This window comes from Planktotalea sp., assembly GCF_049680325.1.
Taxonomy (GTDB): Bacteria; Pseudomonadota; Alphaproteobacteria; order Rhodobacterales; family Rhodobacteraceae; genus Planktotalea.
Genome location: NZ_JBAUHO010000242.1, coordinates 1 through 20,342, shown reverse-complemented (window position 1 = coordinate 20,342; position 20,342 = coordinate 1). Strand labels below are relative to the sequence as shown.

Here is a 20,342-nt window from a genome sequence, read left to right as displayed (position 1 = left end):
GAAGGAAGGTTTGATCGCTCCAGGCCTGACGCTCAAAGGGTTGCGCCACACGGTAGCCACCACCCTTCGCGAAGCTGGCCTCGATGAACGCCGCATCGCTGACCTTCTCGGACAGAAAACGCCCTCCATGGCACGGCACTATTCCCGCTCGGCAAACCTTGCCGAAAAGAACCGCGAAACCATGGCGGCATTGGAAAAAGAAAACGAAAGGCGCGCGAAGATTGTCAAACCTTCGCTGAAAAGCGTCACACCTGACCACAGTGAGGATCAAATATGAGCAGTAAACTCAATTATATCAAAGAGTTAAATGGTGCCCAGGGGCGGAATCGAACCACCGACACGAGGATTTTCAATCCACTGCTCTACCCCTGAGCTACCCGGGCACGGGTGACATATCAATGTCTGGGTGCGGGCGTTCTAGGCTGGGATGCGGGGCGTGTCCAGACCTAACGCGCCTATTTAATGCAGTTTTTCGTTTGGCTCGATTTCTTGAGCATCAAGCGCCTGTTCCATGGCTTCTACCAACTCATCCGCATCGTCAGGATCTGTCGAGGCTAAAGCGTAGCCACCGTTCAGCCATTTGGCCAAATCAACGTCTGCACAACGTTTTGAACAGAAAGGCCGATAGGTGGCATCTGTTTTTCTATCGCATATGGGGCAGCTCAATTCAAAAGCTCCGTCAAAGGCAAGCGCGCGCGTTTTCGCTGAAGTTCGGCGTGTCCCAGTGGGGTCCAGCCGACGAAAGTCGTTTCAATTGAATCCGCCCGCAGGGCAGCCTTGAGCGCGCTCTCGAAACCGCGGCGATCCTTCTTGGGCATCGGAGCAAGGTCCAGCACGATCTGACCGCCCAAACCACGCAGGCGCAGGGCGCGGGGCAGGGCCTTGGCAACGGCAAAATTGGCCTTGGTTCCTGCGCTCATCGAGGTGTCGTTGCCTGTGTTCACGTCCACCGCGACAAGCGCGCGGGTTGGCTCTACATAGGCAAACGCGCCGCCGCTCAGTTCGACCCGCGGGCTGGACAGCGCATCAATGGCATCCAGGACACCATGCGTTTCGAAACTGCCTTCGTCCGTCACGACTTCGGCAGGCTCGACCCAATCGCGCCACGCTAGCAAATGTGGCTCGTCGCCTTCAACAAGCGTTTCAGGGCCTTTGCCGTCGTCGTTCAGGACCTGATCGGCAAGGGCAAGCATGGAGATCAGATCGTCAGCAATATCCTTATCGTCCGCCGCCGCGCACGAAGAGCGCAGAATGATGCCATGTGGCACGGTGTCGATAGTGTCATGCACCACCGCCAAGATCTCTTCCCGGCGATCTTCGTCGCGGATCGAGCGGGAAACATTTATGCCCGGCGCATTCGGCGTCACGATCACATAGCGGGATTTGAACAGGACACGATGCGTAACAGGGATCGCTTTGCCCTCGTCCGCATAGCCCGTCACTTGCACAAGTAGCTCATCTCCGGGTGCCATTCCCTTGATTTGACGCAAGAACGCATTGCCATCGGGCGTTTTCAGAAACATACCGCCTTGCCCTTTGACAGGGCGATCCGCCACGGCGCGATAAATCGTGCCGGGGGCAGGGGCGTCGCAGGCGATCAGCAGATCCTCGAGTTGACCATCAAGCATCAAGGCCGCAGCTTCGCGCCCGTTCAGGTGATCCAGAATGATTGTGCGGCCCTTCATGCATGTTCTCCAAAAACGGGGTATCCAGCGGCGGACAAAAGTGCAGCGCTTTCGGCCAGCGGCAAACCAACGACGGCGCTAAAGCTGCCGCTGATCCACGGGATAAAGGCCGATGCCGGCCCTTGGATCGCATAGCCGCCTGCTTTGCCTTGCCAGTCGTTGCTTGCAAGATAGGCGTTAAGTTCGATGTCGGACAGGCGCTTCATCTTGACGTTGGTCACAACGTCGCGTTGCCAGACGTTTTCGCCCAATTTAACGGCAACTGCAGTAATCACGCGGTGACGGCGACCAGAAAGAGCGAGCAGGAATTCAGCGGCCTCACCAGCGCCTGAGGGCTTGCCCATGATGCGGCGGCCCAAAGCGACCGTTGTATCCGCGCATAGGACAATTTCGTCTGCGCTGGCGGGAACCGCATCGATCTTTTCACGCGCCATGCGGATGCAATAGGGGCGGGGCTGTTCGCCTTTGAGCGGTGTTTCATCGATGTCAGGCGCACGGATTTCGTCGGGTGTCAGCCCGATCTGCGCCAATAGTTCAAGCCGTCGAGGGCTGCCGCTTCCGAGAATAAGTTTCATTGGTCCCTCAAAGCAAAACCGGCCCAAGGGACCGGTTTCATTCGTATTTCTAAAACCCGTTTCACAGGATATGCGCTTACTTGAAGCGGTAGTTGATCCGACCCTTTGATAGATCGTAAGGGGTCATTTCGACTTGAACCTTGTCGCCTGCCAGAACACGGATGCGGTTTTTGCGCATCTTGCCTGCCGTATGTGCGATGATGGTATGGCCATTTTCTAGCTCGACCAAGAATGTCGCATTCGGCAGGAGTTCCTTCACGACACCGGGAAATTCGAGCGTATCTTCCTTGGCCATGGTATCTCCATCGTTGTGTGATCCGCAAGTTTGCGGAAGTGGCGCCTAAATGGGCGCATTTTCTGAGGAATTCAAGGGATATTCAGCGCAAGTCACAATATGTAACGGGAATGGCACTTTTGCTGCCGTTCTGTTCATCCCAATGGGTCGCATTTCTAACGATCCCGTGGGCGCGAACATGGCTGATAAGGTCGCGCGGGGCATCCGCGATCGTCCAGCCCGCCTTGTTCAAAATACCCTCGGCAATGACGCCAGTGCTAGGAAAGCCCGTATCGGGCGGGCCAAAGATGCCGCCCATGCCGCTGCCAAGATCCACGCTTTGCGACCAATCCACTTCGCCAACGATTGAGGCCATGGCCGTCACGCATTGCCCCTCAAGCGCTCGGCTCATCGCGCCAAGTCGCACACGCCAATATCCCGCAAGCGCTTCGGTGCAGGACGGAACAAGGATGTATTCCGCGCCTGCGTCGATCAACGCACGACCCAAAAGTGGAAATTCGCTGTCATAACAAATAAGTACGCCAATCTTGCCAAGAATGGTATCGAACAGTTTCAACGGTCCGGAGCCGGTTGCGACATGCCATGGATCACGTTCAAACATGGTCATGATTTGCTTGTCTTGAATGTCGCTTTTCCCGTTCGGCGCGATCAATCGTGTTCGGTTTACGGGGCGCGTTGCATGGACGGCTGTATCAAACACGGGGGCCGAAGGTGTCAGAATATGCACGCTGAATTCGGCCGCCAATTTTGTATATAGCGCATCTGCATCGGGAATCAGTGTCGAAACGGCATGCAGGCTTTGTTCCAGATCCAGCGAAGTTTCGCGCCCGGCAAGAGAACTTAGTTCCATCGAGCCATATTCAGGAAAGACCAGTAAATCTGCGCCTTGGCCTGCTGCCTCGCTCACCCAGGCGCGGGTTTTCGCTTCAAATGCGGACCAGTCATCGAACCAATCAAGCGGATAGGCGGCAGTTGCAATTTTCATCTTTGCTCTCCAATGGCTTGGCTTATTTTGCCACCCTTTCACCCGACTGAAAAGCAGGTTAGGCAGCGCTATGGGATTTATGCTCGATAACCTGCGCCACGATGCGCTCTCAAAGTTTGATAGTATTATCGACGTGCGTTCCCCCGCGGAATTCGCAGAAGATCACGTGCCGGGCGCGATCAGTCTGCCTGTTATGAGCAATGAGGAACGTGCGAAGGTCGGCACGATTTATGTTCAGGAAAGCTCTTTTCGCGCGCGCAAACTCGGGGCCGCGATTGTTGCCCGGAACGCCGCCGCGCATCTTGAGACTGAATTGAGCGAGAAAGACGGGGGATGGCAGCCGCTGGTCTATTGCTGGCGCGGCGGGCAGCGCTCTGGCAGTTTTGCTTCGATCCTTAGCCAGATCGGCTGGCGCACAGAACTCTTAGAGGGTGGCTATCGCAGCTATCGCTCATTGGTGGTGAATGCGCTGTATCACACCCAGCTAGCGCATCGTTTTGTTCTTCTGGATGGTAATACGGGATCGGGAAAGACCGCCATTTTGCATGAACTTGAAAGACAGGGTGTTCAAACCCTCGATCTTGAAGGGCTGGCGCAGCATCGCGGCTCTTTGCTTGGTGCGTGGCACGACGAGCAACCTAGCCAGAAGATGTTTGAAACCCGCCTTGCCCAGGCTTTGGCTGCGTTTGATCCAAGCCGTCCCGTCGTGGCCGAAGCAGAAAGCAGCAAAATCGGGCGACGCATCATTCCGGCGTCGTTGTGGAAGGCCATGTGCACCGCCCCGCGCATCGACATTGCGGCGAGCCTGCCAGCGCGCGCGAAATTCCTGATCCGTGATTATGCCGACGTATTGGATGAGCCAGAGCAAATGGCGTCCCGTTTAGAGCGGTTGCGCCCCTATTGTAGCCACGCGCGCGTGGATCAATGGCAGCTCTTTTTGCGTAATGGTGATCACGAAAGGCTTGCGGCAGAGCTAATGGAGCACCACTACGACAAAAGCTATGCGCGCTCACGCAATGGGCGCGAACGTGATCTGCTAGGCTCACTTGAGGCCAATTCACTCGCGTCCGTCGATATTGCGCGGCTTGCAGAGAAAGTGGCGGCGCTACTCGATTAGGTCGATCCGCGCAGGGCCTTCGTTGATCTGGCCGATACACACTGCCGAAATTCCATGTTTTGTTAGGTCTTTGATCGCTTGCTGGGCTTGATTTTCTGGCAAAGCAGCAAGCAATCCGCCCGCAGTTTGGGGATCAAGCATCAAACGCCCGCGCGCGCTCAGTGGCGCGTTCATCAACGTTAGCGCGTCTGACAGATTGTCTGGGTAAAGGCTTGATTGCATACCCGCTTCGCTTAATGCCAAAGCCCCGTCCAAAAGCGGAACGCGCGTCGCGTCCAGCACTGCACTTACGTTTGAGGCGCGGCAGATGTTGGCCAAATGTCCCGCAAGGCCAAACCCGGTGACATCCGTCATTGCGTTCGCACCGCTCAATGCTTGTGCATCGATTGCCAAGGGGCGGGCCATGCTTGTGTAGGCTGCGGCAACATCTGCGCCGCGCGCCTTCATTTGCATTTCCGCGGCCAAAAGGACGCCAGTTCCAACAGGCTTGCTCAGCAACAAAACATCGCCCGCCTTCGCACCAGCGAGCGTGATCGGCGCACGATCAGCAAGGCCGGTGATGCTGAAACCGATCGTAAGTTCAGCCCCCATCGACGTATGGCCGCCGACAATTTGCGCGCCTGCATCGCCCATAACCTCGCTGGCCGTTTGCATGATTTCACTCAAGGTGCGTTCCTGCAATTCGGCGCTCAAACGCGGGAGGATCAAACTTACCAACGCTGCCTGCGGGGCGGCCCCCATGGACCAGATATCCCCAAGTGCATGCACAGCGGCGATACGCGTCATCAACACAGGATCATCACAGAAGGCGCGCAGGTGGTCGGTGCTCAGAACTTGCCGCGTATCGCCGATTTGCAAAAGCGCGGCATCATCGCCGGGTAGGGTAACTACATCTGCGCGGGTCGCGCCAGTGTGCGAAAATGCAGCGCTTGCCAGTGCACCGCGCCCGACTTTGGAGCCACAGCCAGCACAGATCGGGCCAGAATGTTCGAGCATGCCAGTTGCCCGCTCTTTTGGAAGTGGGGCACCCGCCATCGGTTTCAACGCATCAAACTGAAGCATGAACTTGCGATCAATACGGTCTTTCCAGCGCCACATAAGCGAACCAGAAAGCGCTATGCCTTGCTTTTCGCCAAGCGCTTTTTGCCCGCCCAACGAGATCAGCTTTAGGTAATCAGACTGTGGGTGGTAATCATTCATCCGGGTGCCAGACAACGCGGCGCGCAGGTTGTGAAACAGAATTGGCGCTTCACGCACCGCAAAAACCCCGGCTTTCGGGCGCGGTGCATGGCTGAGATGGGCGCAATCGCCGACGGCGAATACGTCCGGGTCGGTTTCGCTTTGCAAGGTTGGGCGAACGCGAATGTAGCCGTCTTCAAGCGCAAGGCCTGTCTTGGCAATCCAGTCATAGGCACGTGTACCCGCAGCGCCAAGCGTCAGTTTCGCGGGGATCTTGCCATGCCCTTCAAGTTCGACGTGGTCATCGCCCACGCGCAGAATTCTTGAGTGTTCAAAAAGAGTTACGCCAAGCTGATCGAGGGCCGCCAGAACCTTGGCGCGTGCTTGGCCACCCAAGCGGGACAAAGCTTGCGATCGATCTATGAGGCTGACGTCGCTTTCGCGTCCCAAGGTATTCAAATGGTGCGCTGCGGCCATGGCTACCTCTGCGCCCGCGACACCAGCGCCAAGGACTGCAACCTCGGCCTTTCCAGTTTCGCGGCAAAACCCGTCCCAAATTCGGGCGAAATCATCAAGTGGCTTGGCGGGAACTGCGTGTTCTGTAAACCCGTCCAACTCGGGCATGCCGGAGGTGATCCCGATATCGACCGAGCACACGTCATAACCAATCGGCGCGCGACCGGGTGCGATGACCTGCTTGGCATCGAGATCGATGTGCTCGGCCTTGCCAAGCACCACGCGCGCGCCCGCAGCGCGAGCGAGGCGGACAAGATCAATGTAAAGTTCGTCGCTGGAATAATGTCCTGCAACGAAGCCGGGTAGCATGCCGCTATAGGGCGCAGCGGGGGCAGGGTTGATAACTGTCAGACGCGCGCCCGCAAGCGGTTTCATAGCCCACATCTTCAGGACAAGCGCGTGCGCATGGCCACCGCCAACAAGGACCAAATCACGTGTCAAAGGAAAGTCTGTTTTCATAAGGATGTGCTACACCGCCTTATTGGATTGCGCCATCGCACAACAGGTCACAGGTTCGTTGGCGCAGTTCAATCAATAGCCAGTCATTTCCAGATAGCCTGTCCCGGAATGCGACCCCTCAATCAAGATCGGTCCTTCCCAGTAAGGGACAGAGGTTGCCATCCACGCCTGCGTATTGATCGCCGCAACGGTGACAGCCACGCCCTTAGATGGAAGGCTAAGTGCCCAACGCGTTGGTATACTCCGTTCGCCGACCTGAGACGTTTCTAACGTAGTTGCCTCAAATGCGCCATTTGGCAGCGGTGTTGCGGTGCCATCTGCGTCAATCCATGTCGCCGAGGTGTAGGGCGCGGCTGTATCAGAGCGCAGCACAAAGCCCATCATCCGCGCGCCGCTCTCAAAGCTGAGCGAAAACCAGTCCCATCCCGTTTGATCGCTTGCCAAAGGCTGCGAGGACCATTCGCGATCAAGCCATGCGTGGCCTGTGACCGCTATGTCGCCTTCAGGCAGCGTCAAGGCGCCAGCAACGTCGTAAAATGGTTGCGAATAATAGTGGCTGGCCTGACCCGAAGCCGACTTGATCGAATAGCCTTGATCGCCTTGCAACGTGATCGGCCCTTGTGCGGTAAGGTTAACTTTATAGACAAAATCGGACCCGCTTGCGCGCAATTCAAGCGCTGAAAGATCACGTGAGCCGCGCATGTGCCAATCATCAATCCAAGCGTCAAAGCCATCAACAAGGCTGACACCCGCCTGCCCGATACCGCCGCGGGCCAGCCGTTCCGTTACATAATGATGATCTGTGCTGGTCACCGCAGCATGGCCCATCCAAAGCTGCGGGTCGCTCCAGCCTGCGCGCTCAAACGGGCCAAGCGCGCTGCGAAAGAGCGTCCATTGCAATCCGTAAGCGCGACCGGCCGGGTCCGTTAGATTGGCCGTCAGATACCACCATTCTATCCTGAATTCCGGGTGCGTGCCGTGATCTTCGGGGAATGTGATTTCATAGTTTGGGTCGGGCAAGGCAAAGCCGTCCGCCTGCGTGCCAAGACTTGCAAAGCCTTGGGCGGAAACGGAAAAGGGCAGCAGGCAAAGGAAAATGACAAATCTCATGCGTTTCAATCTAATACCATTGGCCCAAAAAGAAACGCCCCTGAAAATATCAGGGGCGCTTTGTCGCGTTTGATGATGGGGCTTTGGCTTAACCGATTGCCGCTGCTTTCACATCGTCGTCAATGTAGGGCAGATATTGTTCGAAGTTGTCCGCAAACATCTGAACCAGCTTTTGCGCCTGTGCGTCATACCCTGCGCCGTCACCCCATGTGCGGCGTGGATCAAGCAGAACCTCTGCAACGCCGGGGACCGCGATCGGAACGTCAAAGCCGAAGTTGGCATCCTTGCGGAATTCAACCTCTGCCAAGGAGCCGTCAAGCGCAGCGGTCAGAAGGGCGCGTGTCGCGCGGATCGGCATGCGTGAGCCTGTGCCGTATGCGCCACCTGTCCAGCCTGTGTTGACCAACCAGCATGTCGCACCGTGCTGGGCGATTTTTTCTTTGAGCAGGTTGCCGTATACTTCTGGGCGTCGGGGCATGAACGGCGCGCCAAAGCATGTTGAGAACGTTGGCTCTGGCTCGGTCACGCCGCGCTCTGTGCCTGCGACTTTGGACGTAAAACCCGAAAGGAAGTGGTACATTGCCTGTGCGGGCGTCAGGCGCGAAATGGGGGGCAGAACACCAAAGGCGTCACATGTCAGCATGATGATGTTTTTGGGATGGCCACCCAGCGCGCTCTTGGACGCGTTGGAAATATAGTGCAGCGGATATGCGCAGCGCATATTCGCGGTCAGGCTGTCATCGTCGAAATCAAGTTCTTTGGTTTCCGCATCGTAAACCATGTTCTCGATAACCGTGCCGAACTTGGAGGTTGTCGCGTAGATTTCGGGTTCGGCTTCGGGGTTGAGGTTGATCGTTTTAGCATAGCAACCGCCCTCAAAGTTGAATGTGCCACGATCTGACCAACCATGTTCGTCATCGCCAATAAGCGTGCGCTCTGGATCGGCGGAGAGGGTCGTTTTGCCCGTGCCGGATAGACCAAAGAACACAGCCGTATCAACAGGGTTACCCTTGGCGTGGTTGGCCGAGCAATGCATCGGCATGATGCCTTTTTCAGGCAGCAGGTAGTTCAGCAAAGAGAAGACAGATTTCTTGTTCTCGCCCGCATATTCCGTGCCACCGATCAGGATCAGCTTTTTCTCAAAGTTCATCGCGATTACGGTTTCGGAACGGCAGTTGTGTTTGGCGGGATCCGCTTGGAAGCTGGGGCAGTTGATAACTGTGAAATCAGCCGTGAAATCATCAAGTGCGTCACGTTCAGGACGGCGCAACATTGTGCGGATGAATAGGCCGTGCCACGCAAGTTCGGTGACAACACGCACGTCGATCGAGTGCGCAGGGTCAGCGCCGCCGACAAGGTCTTGGACATAATAATCGCGGCCCTTCATGTGCTCTAGCATATCAGCATAAAGCGCATCGAAGCCTTCAGGGCTCATTTCAGCGTTGTTTTCCCACCAGATGGTGTCAACAACGTCTGGCGTTTTCACAACGTGTTTGTCTTTAGGTGAGCGGCCAGTGAATTTTCCCGTCGTAACAAGGAAAGCACCGCCATTGCCAAGCTCGCCTTCGCCTTTTTTCAGCGCTTCTTCGATCAGCGCAGGCTCCATCAGGTTGTAATAGACTGACCCAAGCTCCGTGATGCCTTGATCTTCGAGCTTGAAAGAAGGGTTTACCCGTCCAGTTGTCATGCGATAACTCCTGTTGCCGCGCCTGCGCGGCTTGTCTTGAACTAACAGTCACGGCTTTGAGCCAAAGACTGACCGCACTCAGGCGAACGAGGCGATACCGCCTCTTAACATGCCGATTTCTGCCGTGAACAGGACGCTTTGGCGCAGTTAGCGCAACCACACAAAGTTTAGCGCAATCATCGTCCTAAGCCTCGGATTATTTGTGTGCAAAAAGAGACGATAAGCAAAAAATAACTCTTTTAGGTGCCAAATAAGTCACGCCTGCGATGCCGATTCGCACTTGGGTATTGATCGGGCACGCGAAACACGCGAGAGATAGTGAAAAAAATAAACTGGTAATTGAGCAGTACAAGGAAAACAGGCATGTCCAAAATTGCATTGGTGGACGACGACAGGAACATCCTGACGTCGGTCTCGATGACTCTTGAAGCTGAAGGCTTTGAGGTTGAAACCTATAACGATGGTCAGTCGGCTCTGGATGCGTTCAATCGCAAATTGCCCGATATGGCTGTTCTTGATATCAAAATGCCCCGTATGGACGGAATGGACTTGCTGCAACGCTTGCGCCAGAAAACCTCCATGCCGGTCATCTTCCTGACGTCAAAGGATGATGAGATTGACGAAGTTCTCGGCCTTCGCATGGGCGCGGATGACTACGTCAAGAAACCTTTCTCCCAGCGTCTGCTGGTCGAACGCATTCGCGCGCTTCTGCGTCGTCAGGATGCGGCGGACGGCGTTGAGATAGCAGAAACCGATGAAAACAAGGTCATCGAGCGCGGTGATCTGACGATGGATCCCCTGCGCCATGCCGTTAAGTGGAAGGGCAAGGACGTTACCCTGACTGTAACGGAATTCTTGCTGCTTCAAGCCCTTGCACAGCGTCCCGGATTCGTCAAAAGCCGTGACCAGTTGATGGATGTAGCCTACGACGATCAGGTTTATGTTGATGACCGTACCATCGACAGCCACATCAAACGCCTTCGCAAGAAGATGCGTTCAGTCGACGATGAATTTTCGGCGATTGAGACGCTCTACGGCATTGGCTACCGGTACAACGAAGAATAATGGCCCTCGCCGAGCGTATATCGCCCGGGCGTGTTCCGAAGGCGAGACAGGAAATGGATGTTGTTCTTGGCGATGATTGGATCGCGCCAGACAGTACTGTTGAAAAGGAAGTGCGCGATCGCCGCGAACGGCGAGGCATGTTCTCGCTAAAGCGCTCGCCACTTACGCGTAAGATCATTACGTTCAACTTAATCGCGTTGAATATCTTGGTCGCGGGCATTCTGTATCTCAACTCGTCGCGTGACAGTCTGGCGTCCCAACGGGCGGCCTCGCTTGTTGGCGAGGTAGAGCTTGTTGCGGATGTCTTTGAGGCCCAGATTACTGCGAGCGGTGAAACAAACCTTGCGGTCAACGATCAAGAAACAATGGCCACATTGGCCGCGCTTGATCTGCGTAACTCTGTTCAGGTCTTTGTATTCGGGCCAGAGGGCGGCTTGGTCGCGAATGCAACAGGCAGTGCTGCGAACCTCAATGCAGAGCTTGGCTCGGTTGAGGACAAAACACTTATCGTAGACGGATTGTCGAAGTTCTGGACGCTGATAACATCGCCCTTCTTCGCATCGAAAGAAATTTCCGTTCCGCCGTTGCAGGAACAGTTACGGGAACTCGTGGGCAAGTCGGCATCAGGCGAAACCGTTGTGGGCAAAGGCCTTAATATGGACGGCGGCGCGATTTTCACTGTGACGACGCCAATCACTGTAGATGGCCAAAGCGTTGGCGTCGTTGCGCTTGCCAGCGCTTCCGGCGAAATCGATCAACTGGTAAAAAGCGAGCGCGAGCGCGTCTTGCAGATGTTCCTGATCGCAACGCTTGTGTCGATCGGACTTAGCCTTGTTCTGGCCTCGACAATTTCCAACCCGCTGTCAGATTTGGCGATGGCGGCTGAAGTCGGTCGTCGCAATGACAAAGGCAAAGTAAGTGCTGCACGCATTCGTATTCCTGATCTTACGGCCCGACCTGATGAAATCGGTCGGCTGTCAGGCGCTTTGCGCGGGATGGTGTCCGCACTTTATGATCGCATTGATAGTAACGAGCAGTTTGCCGCTGACGTTGCACATGAAATCAAGAACCCGCTCGCATCGCTTCGCTCTGCGGTAGGCACCATGCGCGTTGCAAAACGCGACGATCAGCGCGAAAAACTTCTGCAAGTGATCGAACACGACGTGCGTCGCCTTGATCGACTTGTCAGCGATATCTCGAACGCATCGCGTCTTGATAGTGAACTGGTGAAAGAAGACGAAGAAGCCTTTGATCTTATCCATATGGTCAGAAACCTATGCGACTATCTTGGTGAACAAGCCTCGAGCAACGGGATCGAATTTATATCTGATCTTCCATCCGAACCGATAACTATTTCGGGCTTGGAAGGGCGTCTTGCACAGGTATTTGTGAACCTCATCACCAATGCTGTCAGCTTCTGTGAAGATGGCGATGCTATTCGCGTTTGGGCGCGCCAAAGGGAAAATCGCGTGCTTGTGGTTGTTGAAGATACCGGTCCGGGCATTCCTGAACAGGCGCTGGGTAAAGTGTTTAAGCGCTTTTATTCAGAACGTCCGGAGGGCCAGTTTGGCAACAATTCCGGTCTGGGCCTTGCGATCTCCAAACAGATCGTGGAGGCGCACGGCGGTGTGATCTGGGCCGAGAATATTCGCCCGACAGCAGCTGACATCAACTCAGAGCCACTTGGCGCGCGTTTCGTCGTTGGTTTGCCGATCTGAAGCGGTCGGTGCCAAAGCAGGGAAAAACTTGCATTCATGCAACAGCAATAGCGTGGCGCGGCAACGGCGCGCTATTGCTTGGCGCTTCTGGCACCGGAAAATCTGGAATAGCTTTGCAGATGATGGCGCTGGGGTGTGATCTTGTCGCTGACGATCAATGTGAGATCCATGCGGAAGGCGATGCGTTGATTGCGCGTTGCCCCGAAAATATCAAAAGCAAGATAGAAGCGCGTAGGTTCGGAATCTTGGAGTGCGCCGCTATAGATCAGGCGCGGCTCACATGTGCCGTTGATCTGGACGTGCTCGAAGACAATCGCCTTCCCGAACCATATGCGATTGAACTACAAGGCTATTCACTTAGACTCTTTAAGAATCCGGGGTTAACGCTTTTGCCTTTCGCGCTTTTGACCTACTTAAAGAGCGTCGGCACCTCGAATAGTGAGTGAGATTGTATCAAATGGGCGTTGAACCGAAAACAACTGACGGAAAACAGCGCCTTGTTTTGGTAACTGGCCCTTCGGGGGCTGGCCGTGCCACCGCGATTCATGCGCTTGAAGACAGTGGATATGAAGCAATCGACAACATGCCGCTGTCATTGCTTCCGCGTCTGTTACAAGGGCCAGCCTATCCGCGCCCGCTCGCTTTGGGGTTGGATGTGCGAAATCGCGAGTTTTCGACACGGGCGCTGCTTGAAACCATCGAGGACTTGACGCGGCGCACCGATTTGCAGTTCGAGGTCGTCTACCTGGACTGCTCTGATGATGTCCTGCTGCGTCGCTTTTCTGAAACCCGGCGACGCCATCCGCTCGCTGGGGCCGAAGATCCGTTGCGCGGCATTGCGCGGGAAAAACAGGCTCTTGATCCCGTGCGTGACCGCGCGGACATCTTGATTGATAGCTCTGATCTTAGTCCACATGATATGCGCGCTGAAATCACGCGCCTTTTTTCAATCGAAGAAGGGTTGCGGCTTGCTGTTTCGCTGCATTCATTCTCTTACAAACGCGGTTTGCCACGATCCGCAGATATGGTGTTCGACTGCCGGTTCTTACAAAACCCGCATTGGCAGCCCGAGCTGCGCGCCTTGACGGGGTGCGATCCGCGCGTGGCGCAATATGTGTCTGAAGACCCGCGATATGCGGCGTTCCTTGAACAGGTTGGCGCGCTCTGCACAAGCTTGCTTCCTGCATATACTGAAGAAGGGAAATCGCACTTCACCATTGCTTTTGGGTGTAGCGGCGGGCGGCACCGCTCAGTTGCCGTAACGGAAGTTATTGCGCAGACGCTTGCGCTTGCTGGGTGGCAAGTGTCATGTAGGCACCGAGAATTGGAACGCGAACTAGGTCAGAACCAGTAGGCCTTTAAAGATGACAAAACAGCACCAAAGGTTAGGCCGTTGATTGGAATTGTGATCGTTGCACATGGTGGTCTCGCCCGCGAATACCTCGCGGCGATTGAACATGTCGTCGGCATTCAAAGTGGTATCGAAGCAATTTCAATTGAACCCGATCATGATCGCCCCGCCAAACAGGCGGAAATCTGTTCCGCAGCAGAACTGGTAGATAAGGGCGATGGCGTTGTTGTTGTCACGGATATGTTTGGTGGTTCCCCGTCAAACCTGTCGTTGCTTGCATGCCAGCCAGCAGGACGTCGTATTCTGTATGGCGCGAATTTGCCAATGTTGATTAAGCTTGCCAAAAGCCGCGATTTGCCTGTCGGGGACGCTGTCCGCGCTGCGATGGATGCGGGGCGCAAGTATATTGATAGCCAAAACATTTCAAACGCTTGAATTAGGGACTGATTTTGATGTCTGACACCGTTAACAAAACGCTGAAAATCATAAACGAAAAGGGTTTGCACGCACGCGCGTCTGCAAAGCTGGTTGAGGTCGTCGAAGCGTTTGATGCGACCGCTGAAGTCAGCCGCGATGGAATGAGCGCGCTCGGTGACAGTATCATGGGGCTTTTGATGTTAGCAGCGTCCAAGGGAACCAGCATCGAAGTGCAAACCAGCGGCGTCGACGCACAAGCACTTGCCGATGCCCTTGAGGCACTGGTTGCCGATCGCTTTGGAGAAGACTGTTAAGCCGGGCGCGTTGCGTGTAGGGTAGGATGCATGAGGAAACAAGTTGAACTATGATTGATCAAGTGCAAACACCGACAGCAATCAAACCTGCCGCCAAAGGGGCGAGCATGCCAGCGCCATATGACAAGCGAAAGCTGTCGTATGCGAACACATTTACCAACCCATGGAAAGCAACAACCATTCGTGTGATGGAGTGGCTGACAGGAAAGATTCCTCTTATTCGATTGGTGCGCCGATTCGAACGTTCAGGCGCTGCCTATGGTCAGGCCTTTTGGGCCCAAGCCTTGACCCATATGGGGATCGAGCTGCGTACGCCTGACAGCCAGATTGCAAATATTCCTAAAACGGGCCCCGTCATTATCGTCGCGAACCATCCACATGGTTTGGTTGATGGCATGATATTGGCAGAGCTGATCGGCCGAGTGCGTACCGATTATCGCATTCTAACGCGCTCGCTCCTGACAGGGGTCAGCGAGATCGAAGAATTCATGATCCCCGTGCCTTTTCCGCACGAAGAAGATGCGCGCGAGCAAAGCCTTGATATGCGCCGCCGTGCCATGGATCATTTGGCACAAGGCGGTGTAATCGTTCTATTCCCGTCGGGCGTCGTCGCCTCGTCAAAATCGTGGTTCGGACCCGCGATTGAAGAGCAGTGGAACCCGTTCACGGCGAAGATGATCCAGCGTTCAGGTGCAAAAGTGGTGCCCATCCATTTCCCGGGTCAAAACAGCCGCGCTTATCAGATCGCCAATCGCATTTCGCCGACCCTGCGACAGGGACTATTGATCCACGAAGTTATGCATGCCTGTGGCAAGCCCCAAAAGCCGGTTGTCGGTAAGCCTATTGCAGACGAAAAGATCAAAGAATGGTCAAGTAACCCGCGCGGTTTGGTGGCGTGGTTGCGCGAACACACGCTGTCACTTGGCAAAAGTTAATAGTCTAGCGCGTCGGGACAGGCACATCGCCGCGATAGTCGTAAAACCCGCGCTTGGCTTTTCTTCCAAGCCAGCCAGCTTCAACATACTTTGTGAGCAACGGGCAGGGGCGATACTTCGTATCCGCTAACCCGTCGTGCAGTACGTTCATGATTGCAAGGCAGGTATCCAATCCGATGAAATCTGCAAGTTCCAGCGGACCCATCGGGTGATTTGCGCCCAGTTTAAGAGATTGATCGATGGATGAGACCGAACCGACACCTTCGTAAAGCGTGTAAACGGCTTCGTTTATCATCGGCATCAGAATGCGGTTCACGATAAAGGCAGGAAAATCTTCCGCAGATGCCGCTGTTTTGTTCAACCGCTCAACGACGCCAAGGCAGGCGTCATAGGTTGGCTGGTCAGTCGCAATCCCGCGAATGAGCTCAACAAGCTGCATCACAGGCACAGGGTTCATAAAGTGAAAACCCATGAACCGTTCAGGACGGTCGGTTGCAGCCGCAAGGCGTGTGATCGAAATGGACGACGTGTTCGAGGTCAGGATCGTGTGGTCCGCAAGATGAGGAAGCAAAGTCGCGAAAATCTTATGCTTTACCTCTTCACGCTCGGTCGCGGCCTCAATAACCAGATCGGTTTGGCCGAGATCAGGCAATTCTAGCGTCGTACTGATCCGCGCCATTGCTGCGGCTTTGTCCTCGGCGCTGACAGCCCCTTTTGACACCTGCCGTTCGATGTTCTTGTCGATCCGCGCGACCGCGCCATCAAGAGCTTCTGCGCTGATATCATTGAGCAAAATCTCATAGCCCGCCAATGCCAAAACATGGGCAATCCCATTGCCCATTTGGCCTGCACCAACAACTCCAACGCGCTTGATGTCCATTCGTCTCTCCTTGGCGGGTTCGCATGACAATAGGCCTTTGGGCATCGGCTCTGCAAGGGCAGGCCGTGCAAGTTTGCGTTAAGTTTTCGCTTTAGCAATTTATTTAGCGAATCCCGCCAACGTCAGCCTTGGGTGAGAAAAAAGGTGGGTGTGATGACCTATAATGTAACAGGCCTGAGTGGCTTGAACTATGAGCTATGCGCTTACGATGGATCAAGGATACAATTCAGGGGGCCAAAACATAATCTGAACAAATCATATGTCGCGTTCCTTGGCACGACAGAGACATTTGGCAAATTCGTTGCGCGTCCCTTTCCGACGTTGCTGGCAGAGCATTTGCCGGCAGAGGCTGTAAACTTGGGGATGATTAGCGGGGGGCTAGACGCCTACCTTAATGATCCTGCAATTCTTGAGGTCGCAAAAAAGGCAGACCTTAGGGTGGTTCAAGTTATTGGCGCGCTGAACCTTAGCAATCATTATTTCAAGGTCCATCCAAGGCGAAATGATCGCTTTGTTTGCGCGCGCGAAACGCTTGTTCGGTTGTTCCCGGAGGTGGATTTCACCGAGTTCCATTTCACGAAAGCAATGCTTGGCGCGCTTCAGGCACAATCGGCCGAGCGGTATCGGATGGTCTGCGACGAGTTGCAAAAAATATGGCTCGCGCGGATGACGGTATTGCTAAAGCTTCTGGGCGAGCGGACAGTTTTGCTTTGGTTCGCAGGTAGCCCGCCGCCTGAATGTGCAATTGAGAAACCAAGCGATCCTATGCTGATAGACGCGGATATGGTCAAACGTATGCGTGCGAAAGCCAGCGCCTATGTGCAAAGCGTGCCTGACCCTGTTTCACTAAACGGGGATTGGAATGATCTTTCGCAATCGCTAACCAGCCGAACGGCTGCCAAGCAGTTGATGGGGCCGAACGCACATTTACAGGCAGCCCAGGCGCTGCAGGAAACCTGTGCTCATCTCTTGTCCTAACAAAAAAGGCCCGCGAAAACGCAGGCCTTTGATGTGGTCTGGCAGAAAACCTGCCAGAATTATTAAAGTTTGGACGTCAGCTCGGGAACCGCATCAAACAGATCGGCAACCAGACCAAAATCGGCAACCTGGAAGATGGGCGCTTCTTCGTCTTTGTTGATCGCAACGATGATCTTGGAGTCTTTCATACCCGCCAAGTGCTGGATCGCACCGGAGATGCCGACAGCCACGTAAAGATCGGGCGCAACAACCTTGCCCGTCTGGCCTACCTGCCAGTCGTTCGGGGCATAGCCGCTATCTACCGCAGCGCGAGATGCGCCAACGGCCGCGTTAAGCTTGTCAGCAAGCGCTTCGATGATTTTGAAATCATCTTCAGAGCCAACACCGCGTCCACCGGAAACAACAACGCCCGCGGACGTGAGTTCGGGGCGATCAGACGTTGCAACCTTGTCTTCGACCCATGAGGACAGACCAGGATTTCCAGCCGCGCCAATGTTTTCAACGGACGCAGAGCCACCGTCACCAGCCGCGTCGAATGTCGCGCCACGGAATGTGATGACTTTTTTCGCATCAGAAGACTTAACCGTCTGCATTGCGTTGCCAGCATAGATCGGACGCTCGAATGTAGAGCCGTCGATGACAGATGTCACATCGGACATCACCATGACATCAAGCAAGGCCGCAACGCGGGGCATGATGTTCTTTGCGTCTGTCGTCGCGGGCGCAACGATATGTTCATAATCGCCTGCAAGGGATACGATCAGGTCCGCGACGGGCTCTGCCAGACGCTTGCCGTACATCGCATCTTCGGCGCATAGCACCTTGGAAACGCCGGCAATCTTTGCGGCCTGCGCCGCTGCATCAGCGCATGTCGCGCCCGTGCAAAGCACGGTGACATCGCCAAGGGATACGGACGCAGTTACGGCCTTGGCTGTGGCGTCCAACGCCAATTCGCCATCGGTGACTTCTGCGAGAAGTAGAACAGCCATTATACAGCCCCCGCTTCTTTAAGTTTCTCGATAAGCTCATCTACAGAGCCGACCTTAATACCAGCGGCGCGCGCAGCTGGCTCAACCGTGCTGATGATTTCCAAACGTGGGGACGCATCCACGCCATAGTCCGCGGCGGTCTTTTCATCCAAAGGCTTTTTCTTCGCCTTCATGATGTTTGGAAGGGACGCGTAGCGTGGTTCGTTCAGACGCAAGTCAACAGTGACAACCGTTGGCATGTTCACTTTGATGGTTTGAAGGCCGCCGTCAACTTCACGCGTTACTGTCGCGCTGTCGCCGTCGATGTCCAGATCGGAGGCAAATGTCGCTTGTGACCAACCCATAAGCGCAGAAAGCATCTGGCCCGTTGCGTTCATGTCATTGTCGATTGCCTGCTTGCCGCAAAGTACAAGGCCCGGCTGCTCTTCGTCTACGATGCCTTTGAGGATTTTCGCAACTGTCAGCGGCTCGATGTCGTTGTGCACATCATCAGAAGCAATCACGAGGATCGCGCGATCTGCGCCCATCGCCAAAGCCGTGCGCAGGGTTTCTTGCGCTTGCTTGACGCCTACGGAAACAGCGATGACTTCATCTGCTTTGCCCGCTTCTTTCAAGCGGATAGCTTGTTCTACAGCGATCTCGTCGAAAGGGTTCATGGACATTTTTACGTTGGCGAGATCAACACCGCTTCCGTCCGCTTTGACGCGCACTTTCACGTTATAATCGATCACGCGTTTGACAGGTACAAGCACCTTCATTGGCGTAGGTCTCCCTTAGATTCAGCGTCGCATCGCGACTCTTTCAAATTTCGTCACAGCGTTGATATAATCTTGCGCGCAGGGGTAACAGGCCAAAATCGCCATTTTAGGACCCAACGACGCCGCGTTCGGTGTAATTGCCTATCGGTTCGCGCCAGGAACCCAGAGCACATCGTCTTTGCCCCCGTTGTTTGCGATGCGGCCAGCGACGAAAAACCAGTCCGACAGGCGGTTCAGGTATTTCACCGCGGCGGGGTTCACGCTCTCGATTGTGGAAAGTTCAACGGATAACCGTTCAGCGCGGCGCGATACGGTTCGGCAAAGGTGCATCTGGGCAGCCAAAGCGCTGCCACCGGGCAAGATAAAGCTCCGCAGTGGGTCCAATTGCTCGTTCATCGCGTCAATTTCGCGTTCGAGGCGTTCCACCTGCGCATCGCTGACGCGCAGCGGTTGGTATTCCGCATCCTTGTCTTTTTCCATATCGGGGCGGCACAGGTCCGCACCCAGATCGAAAAGATCGTTCTGGATCATCGCAAGTTGGGCATCCATTTCGCCGCTCGCATGCTGGCGAGCAAGGCCGACAGTTGCGTTGGTTTCGTCTACTGTCCCATAGGCGTTCACACGCATCGAATGCTTGGCCACGCGGGTGCCGTTCCCAAGGGCGGTTTCGCCCTTATCACCCGTCTTGGTGTAAATTTTGTTCAAAACGACCACTGCTTAACCCCTCGCAAAATAGACGACTGCCAAAATCAGCAATACCGCTACAAACTGTGCATAAATGCGATAGCGCATGATGCGGTTGGCGTGTTTGCGGTTGAAATCACCACCTTTGGCAAAGCCGCCGATGCCAACCAAAAGAATGCCGACCACCACGAACATCGCGATAATCATAATGATAAAAAGTGGATCTTTTGCCATTGTCGCCCCTAACGTCTGTTGGCTCACATGTAGCGGGCATGATCGAAAAAGCGAATGGCAAATTGCCTCATCAGCCCTTGGAAATCACCTTGTCCAAAAGACGCGTGCTTAGAATCCGGCGCAAAGCTCCCATGATATAGGTTGCTTTGGTGACATAATAACGCGGTTTTGGGCGCGCTGACTCGCAGGCATGGCGCAGCTTTTCAGTGACCGCGCTGGCGGGCAGTTCAAAGGTATCAGGCCCGCTGCTTTGATATAGGCGATCCAGCAGGCCGCTCTCATATTCCGCGCGGCGTGCCGACGCTTTCCAATCAATCCAGCGTTCAAAATGCGGGATGGAATTGCGACGGATGTCGGATGTGATGGGACCGGGTTCGATCAGGACGACTTCGATATCTGTGGCACGCATCT

At 55.0% G+C, this 20,342-nt stretch carries 24 protein-coding genes, 1 tRNA gene and 1 pseudogene; 11 read left to right on the top strand and 15 right to left on the bottom strand.

Features of this window, described 5'->3' with window-relative positions; all coding sequences use genetic code 11:
* Positions 1-277: tyrosine-type recombinase/integrase (locus tag WBC85_RS11040; protein WP_424436728.1), on the top strand; the 277-nt coding region annotated here is incomplete at its 5' end.
* A 31-nt stretch (positions 278-308) separates the two neighbouring features.
* Here WBC85_RS11040 and WBC85_RS11035 read toward each other — a convergent pair.
* The 6 genes from WBC85_RS11035 to WBC85_RS11010 all read right to left on the bottom strand — a co-directional run bounded on the left by WBC85_RS11035 (position 309) and on the right by WBC85_RS11010 (position 3,540).
* A tRNA-Phe gene (locus tag WBC85_RS11035) sits at positions 309-383 on the bottom strand.
* A 76-nt stretch (positions 384-459) separates the two neighbouring features.
* A complete protein-coding gene (locus tag WBC85_RS11030; protein ID WP_424436725.1) occupies positions 460-666 on the bottom strand; it encodes a DNA gyrase inhibitor YacG in 207 nt (68 codons plus the stop codon).
* A complete protein-coding gene (locus WBC85_RS11025) occupies positions 663-1,685 on the bottom strand; it encodes a ribonuclease E/G (protein ID WP_424436722.1) in 1,023 nt (340 codons plus the stop codon). The genes WBC85_RS11030 and WBC85_RS11025 overlap by 4 nt, the downstream gene beginning before the upstream one ends.
* Positions 1,682-2,260, bottom strand: a complete 579-nt coding sequence (locus WBC85_RS11020; protein ID WP_424436719.1) for a Maf family protein — start codon at positions 2,258-2,260, stop codon at positions 1,682-1,684. Before WBC85_RS11020 ends, WBC85_RS11025 begins: the two co-directional genes overlap by 4 nt.
* A 76-nt stretch (positions 2,261-2,336) precedes the next feature.
* Positions 2,337-2,555 carry a translation initiation factor IF-1 gene (gene infA, locus WBC85_RS11015; RefSeq protein WP_009830821.1) on the bottom strand — a complete coding sequence of 73 codons (219 nt, stop codon included), beginning with the start codon at positions 2,553-2,555 and terminating at the stop codon, positions 2,337-2,339.
* A gap of 82 nt (positions 2,556-2,637) precedes the next feature.
* On the bottom strand, positions 2,638-3,540 hold the full coding sequence (locus WBC85_RS11010) for a carbon-nitrogen hydrolase family protein (RefSeq protein ID WP_424436715.1): 903 nt from the start codon (positions 3,538-3,540) through the stop codon (positions 2,638-2,640).
* Positions 3,541-3,610: 70 nt separating this feature from the next.
* On the opposite strand from WBC85_RS11010, the gene mnmH reads away from it, so the two are divergent.
* A complete protein-coding gene (gene mnmH / locus WBC85_RS11005; RefSeq protein WP_424436712.1) occupies positions 3,611-4,657 on the top strand; it encodes a tRNA 2-selenouridine(34) synthase MnmH in 1,047 nt (348 codons plus the stop codon).
* Here the strand turns inward: mnmH and selD are convergent.
* The 3 genes from selD to WBC85_RS10990 all read right to left on the bottom strand — a co-directional run bounded on the left by selD (position 4,646) and on the right by WBC85_RS10990 (position 9,608).
* Entirely contained in the window at positions 4,646-6,811 is a 2,166-nt protein-coding gene (gene selD / locus WBC85_RS11000; protein WP_424436709.1) for a selenide, water dikinase SelD, read from the bottom strand. The genes mnmH and selD overlap by 12 nt on opposite strands.
* Before the next feature lie 72 nt (positions 6,812-6,883).
* Positions 6,884-7,921, bottom strand: coding sequence for a lipocalin-like domain-containing protein (locus WBC85_RS10995; RefSeq protein WP_424436706.1), 1,038 nt, complete (start codon positions 7,919-7,921; stop codon positions 6,884-6,886).
* Positions 7,922-8,009: 88 nt separating this feature from the next.
* Positions 8,010-9,608, bottom strand: a complete 1,599-nt coding sequence (locus WBC85_RS10990; protein ID WP_424436703.1) for a phosphoenolpyruvate carboxykinase — start codon at positions 9,606-9,608, stop codon at positions 8,010-8,012.
* On the opposite strand from WBC85_RS10990, the gene WBC85_RS10985 reads away from it, so the two are divergent.
* The 8 genes from WBC85_RS10985 to WBC85_RS10950 all read left to right on the top strand — a co-directional run bounded on the left by WBC85_RS10985 (position 9,602) and on the right by WBC85_RS10950 (position 15,408).
* Entirely contained in the window at positions 9,602-9,736 is a 135-nt protein-coding gene (locus WBC85_RS10985; protein WP_424436700.1) for a hypothetical protein, read from the top strand. The two genes, WBC85_RS10990 and WBC85_RS10985, sit on opposite strands and share 7 nt — an antisense overlap.
* A gap of 235 nt (positions 9,737-9,971) precedes the next feature.
* Entirely contained in the window at positions 9,972-10,673 is a 702-nt protein-coding gene (locus WBC85_RS10980; RefSeq protein ID WP_424436697.1) for a response regulator transcription factor, read from the top strand.
* A gap of 53 nt (positions 10,674-10,726) precedes the next feature.
* Positions 10,727-12,391: a sensor N-terminal transmembrane domain-containing protein gene (locus tag WBC85_RS10975; RefSeq protein ID WP_424436694.1), complete on the top strand. Its 1,665-nt coding sequence runs from the start codon at positions 10,727-10,729 to the stop codon at positions 12,389-12,391.
* An 8-nt stretch (positions 12,392-12,399) separates the two neighbouring features.
* Entirely contained in the window at positions 12,400-12,837 is a 438-nt protein-coding gene (locus WBC85_RS10970) for an HPr kinase/phosphorylase (RefSeq protein WP_424436691.1), read from the top strand.
* 11 nt (positions 12,838-12,848) lie between these two features.
* Positions 12,849-13,745, top strand: coding sequence for an RNase adapter RapZ (gene rapZ / locus WBC85_RS10965; protein WP_424436688.1), 897 nt, complete (start codon positions 12,849-12,851; stop codon positions 13,743-13,745).
* 39 nt (positions 13,746-13,784) lie between these two features.
* Entirely contained in the window at positions 13,785-14,177 is a 393-nt protein-coding gene (locus WBC85_RS10960; RefSeq protein ID WP_424436685.1) for a PTS sugar transporter subunit IIA, read from the top strand.
* A 17-nt stretch (positions 14,178-14,194) separates the two neighbouring features.
* Positions 14,195-14,473, top strand: coding sequence for an HPr family phosphocarrier protein (locus WBC85_RS10955; RefSeq protein WP_424436682.1), 279 nt, complete (start codon positions 14,195-14,197; stop codon positions 14,471-14,473).
* A 107-nt stretch (positions 14,474-14,580) separates the two neighbouring features.
* Positions 14,581-15,408 (top strand): lysophospholipid acyltransferase family protein, encoded by an 828-nt coding sequence (locus WBC85_RS10950; protein ID WP_424436731.1) that lies wholly within the window; start codon positions 14,581-14,583, stop codon positions 15,406-15,408.
* Positions 15,409-15,412: 4 nt separating this feature from the next.
* On the opposite strand, the gene WBC85_RS10945 is transcribed toward WBC85_RS10950, so the two are convergent.
* On the bottom strand, positions 15,413-16,288 hold the full coding sequence (locus WBC85_RS10945; protein WP_424436679.1) for a 3-hydroxybutyryl-CoA dehydrogenase: 876 nt from the start codon (positions 16,286-16,288) through the stop codon (positions 15,413-15,415).
* A 153-nt stretch (positions 16,289-16,441) separates the two neighbouring features.
* Here WBC85_RS10945 and WBC85_RS10940 point away from each other — a divergent pair, with 153 nt between their 5' ends.
* Entirely contained in the window at positions 16,442-17,266 is an 825-nt protein-coding gene (locus WBC85_RS10940) for a DUF6473 family protein (protein ID WP_424436676.1), read from the top strand.
* A 62-nt stretch (positions 17,267-17,328) separates the two neighbouring features.
* Here WBC85_RS10940 and WBC85_RS10935 read toward each other — a convergent pair whose 3' ends face one another.
* From WBC85_RS10935 to WBC85_RS10915, 5 genes and pseudogenes are all read right to left on the bottom strand, one after another.
* Positions 17,329-18,255: an electron transfer flavoprotein subunit alpha/FixB family protein gene (locus tag WBC85_RS10935; RefSeq protein WP_424436673.1), complete on the bottom strand. Its 927-nt coding sequence runs from the start codon at positions 18,253-18,255 to the stop codon at positions 17,329-17,331.
* Positions 18,255-19,013, bottom strand: coding sequence for an electron transfer flavoprotein subunit beta/FixA family protein (locus WBC85_RS10930; RefSeq protein ID WP_424436670.1), 759 nt, complete (start codon positions 19,011-19,013; stop codon positions 18,255-18,257). Before WBC85_RS10930 ends, WBC85_RS10935 begins: the two co-directional genes overlap by 1 nt.
* A gap of 141 nt (positions 19,014-19,154) precedes the next feature.
* Entirely contained in the window at positions 19,155-19,727 is a 573-nt protein-coding gene (locus WBC85_RS10925; RefSeq protein WP_424436667.1) for a cob(I)yrinic acid a,c-diamide adenosyltransferase, read from the bottom strand.
* Positions 19,728-19,730: 3 nt separating this feature from the next.
* Positions 19,731-19,931 carry a twin transmembrane helix small protein gene (locus tag WBC85_RS10920; RefSeq protein WP_424436664.1) on the bottom strand — a complete coding sequence of 67 codons (201 nt, stop codon included), beginning with the start codon at positions 19,929-19,931 and terminating at the stop codon, positions 19,731-19,733.
* Positions 19,932-20,001: 70 nt separating this feature from the next.
* Positions 20,002-20,342 (bottom strand): annotated as a pseudogene (locus tag WBC85_RS10915) (short-chain dehydrogenase); the annotation flags it as partial.

What these genes read in the sequence shown, in the direction of transcription:
- WBC85_RS10920 (WP_424436664.1), bottom strand. Translation starts at nt 19,931, where the DNA reads ATGGCAAAAGATCCACTTTTTATCATTATGATTATCGCGATGTTCGTG.
- WBC85_RS10980 (WP_424436697.1), top strand. Translation starts at nt 9,972, where the DNA reads ATGTCCAAAATTGCATTGGTGGACGACGACAGGAACATCCTGACGTCG.
- infA (WP_009830821.1), bottom strand. Translation starts at nt 2,555, where the DNA reads ATGGCCAAGGAAGATACGCTCGAATTTCCCGGTGTCGTGAAGGAACTC.
- WBC85_RS10995 (WP_424436706.1), bottom strand. Translation starts at nt 7,921, where the DNA reads ATGAGATTTGTCATTTTCCTTTGCCTGCTGCCCTTTTCCGTTTCCGCC.
- WBC85_RS11020 (WP_424436719.1), bottom strand. Translation starts at nt 2,260, where the DNA reads ATGAAACTTATTCTCGGAAGCGGCAGCCCTCGACGGCTTGAACTATTG.
- WBC85_RS10950 (WP_424436731.1), top strand. Translation starts at nt 14,581, where the DNA reads ATGCCAGCGCCATATGACAAGCGAAAGCTGTCGTATGCGAACACATTT.
- WBC85_RS11025 (WP_424436722.1), bottom strand. Translation starts at nt 1,685, where the DNA reads ATGAAGGGCCGCACAATCATTCTGGATCACCTGAACGGGCGCGAAGCT.
- WBC85_RS10930 (WP_424436670.1), bottom strand. Translation starts at nt 19,013, where the DNA reads ATGAAGGTGCTTGTACCTGTCAAACGCGTGATCGATTATAACGTGAAA.
- WBC85_RS11010 (WP_424436715.1), bottom strand. Translation starts at nt 3,540, where the DNA reads ATGAAAATTGCAACTGCCGCCTATCCGCTTGATTGGTTCGATGACTGG.
- selD (WP_424436709.1), bottom strand. Translation starts at nt 6,811, where the DNA reads ATGAAAACAGACTTTCCTTTGACACGTGATTTGGTCCTTGTTGGCGGT.
- WBC85_RS10955 (WP_424436682.1), top strand. Translation starts at nt 14,195, where the DNA reads ATGTCTGACACCGTTAACAAAACGCTGAAAATCATAAACGAAAAGGGT.
- WBC85_RS10975 (WP_424436694.1), top strand. Translation starts at nt 10,727, where the DNA reads ATGGATGTTGTTCTTGGCGATGATTGGATCGCGCCAGACAGTACTGTT.
- WBC85_RS10940 (WP_424436676.1), top strand. Translation starts at nt 16,442, where the DNA reads ATGACCTATAATGTAACAGGCCTGAGTGGCTTGAACTATGAGCTATGC.
- WBC85_RS10945 (WP_424436679.1), bottom strand. Translation starts at nt 16,288, where the DNA reads ATGGACATCAAGCGCGTTGGAGTTGTTGGTGCAGGCCAAATGGGCAAT.
- rapZ (WP_424436688.1), top strand. Translation starts at nt 12,849, where the DNA reads ATGGGCGTTGAACCGAAAACAACTGACGGAAAACAGCGCCTTGTTTTG.
- mnmH (WP_424436712.1), top strand. Translation starts at nt 3,611, where the DNA reads ATGGGATTTATGCTCGATAACCTGCGCCACGATGCGCTCTCAAAGTTT.
- WBC85_RS10935 (WP_424436673.1), bottom strand. Translation starts at nt 18,255, where the DNA reads ATGGCTGTTCTACTTCTCGCAGAAGTCACCGATGGCGAATTGGCGTTG.
- WBC85_RS10990 (WP_424436703.1), bottom strand. Translation starts at nt 9,608, where the DNA reads ATGACAACTGGACGGGTAAACCCTTCTTTCAAGCTCGAAGATCAAGGC.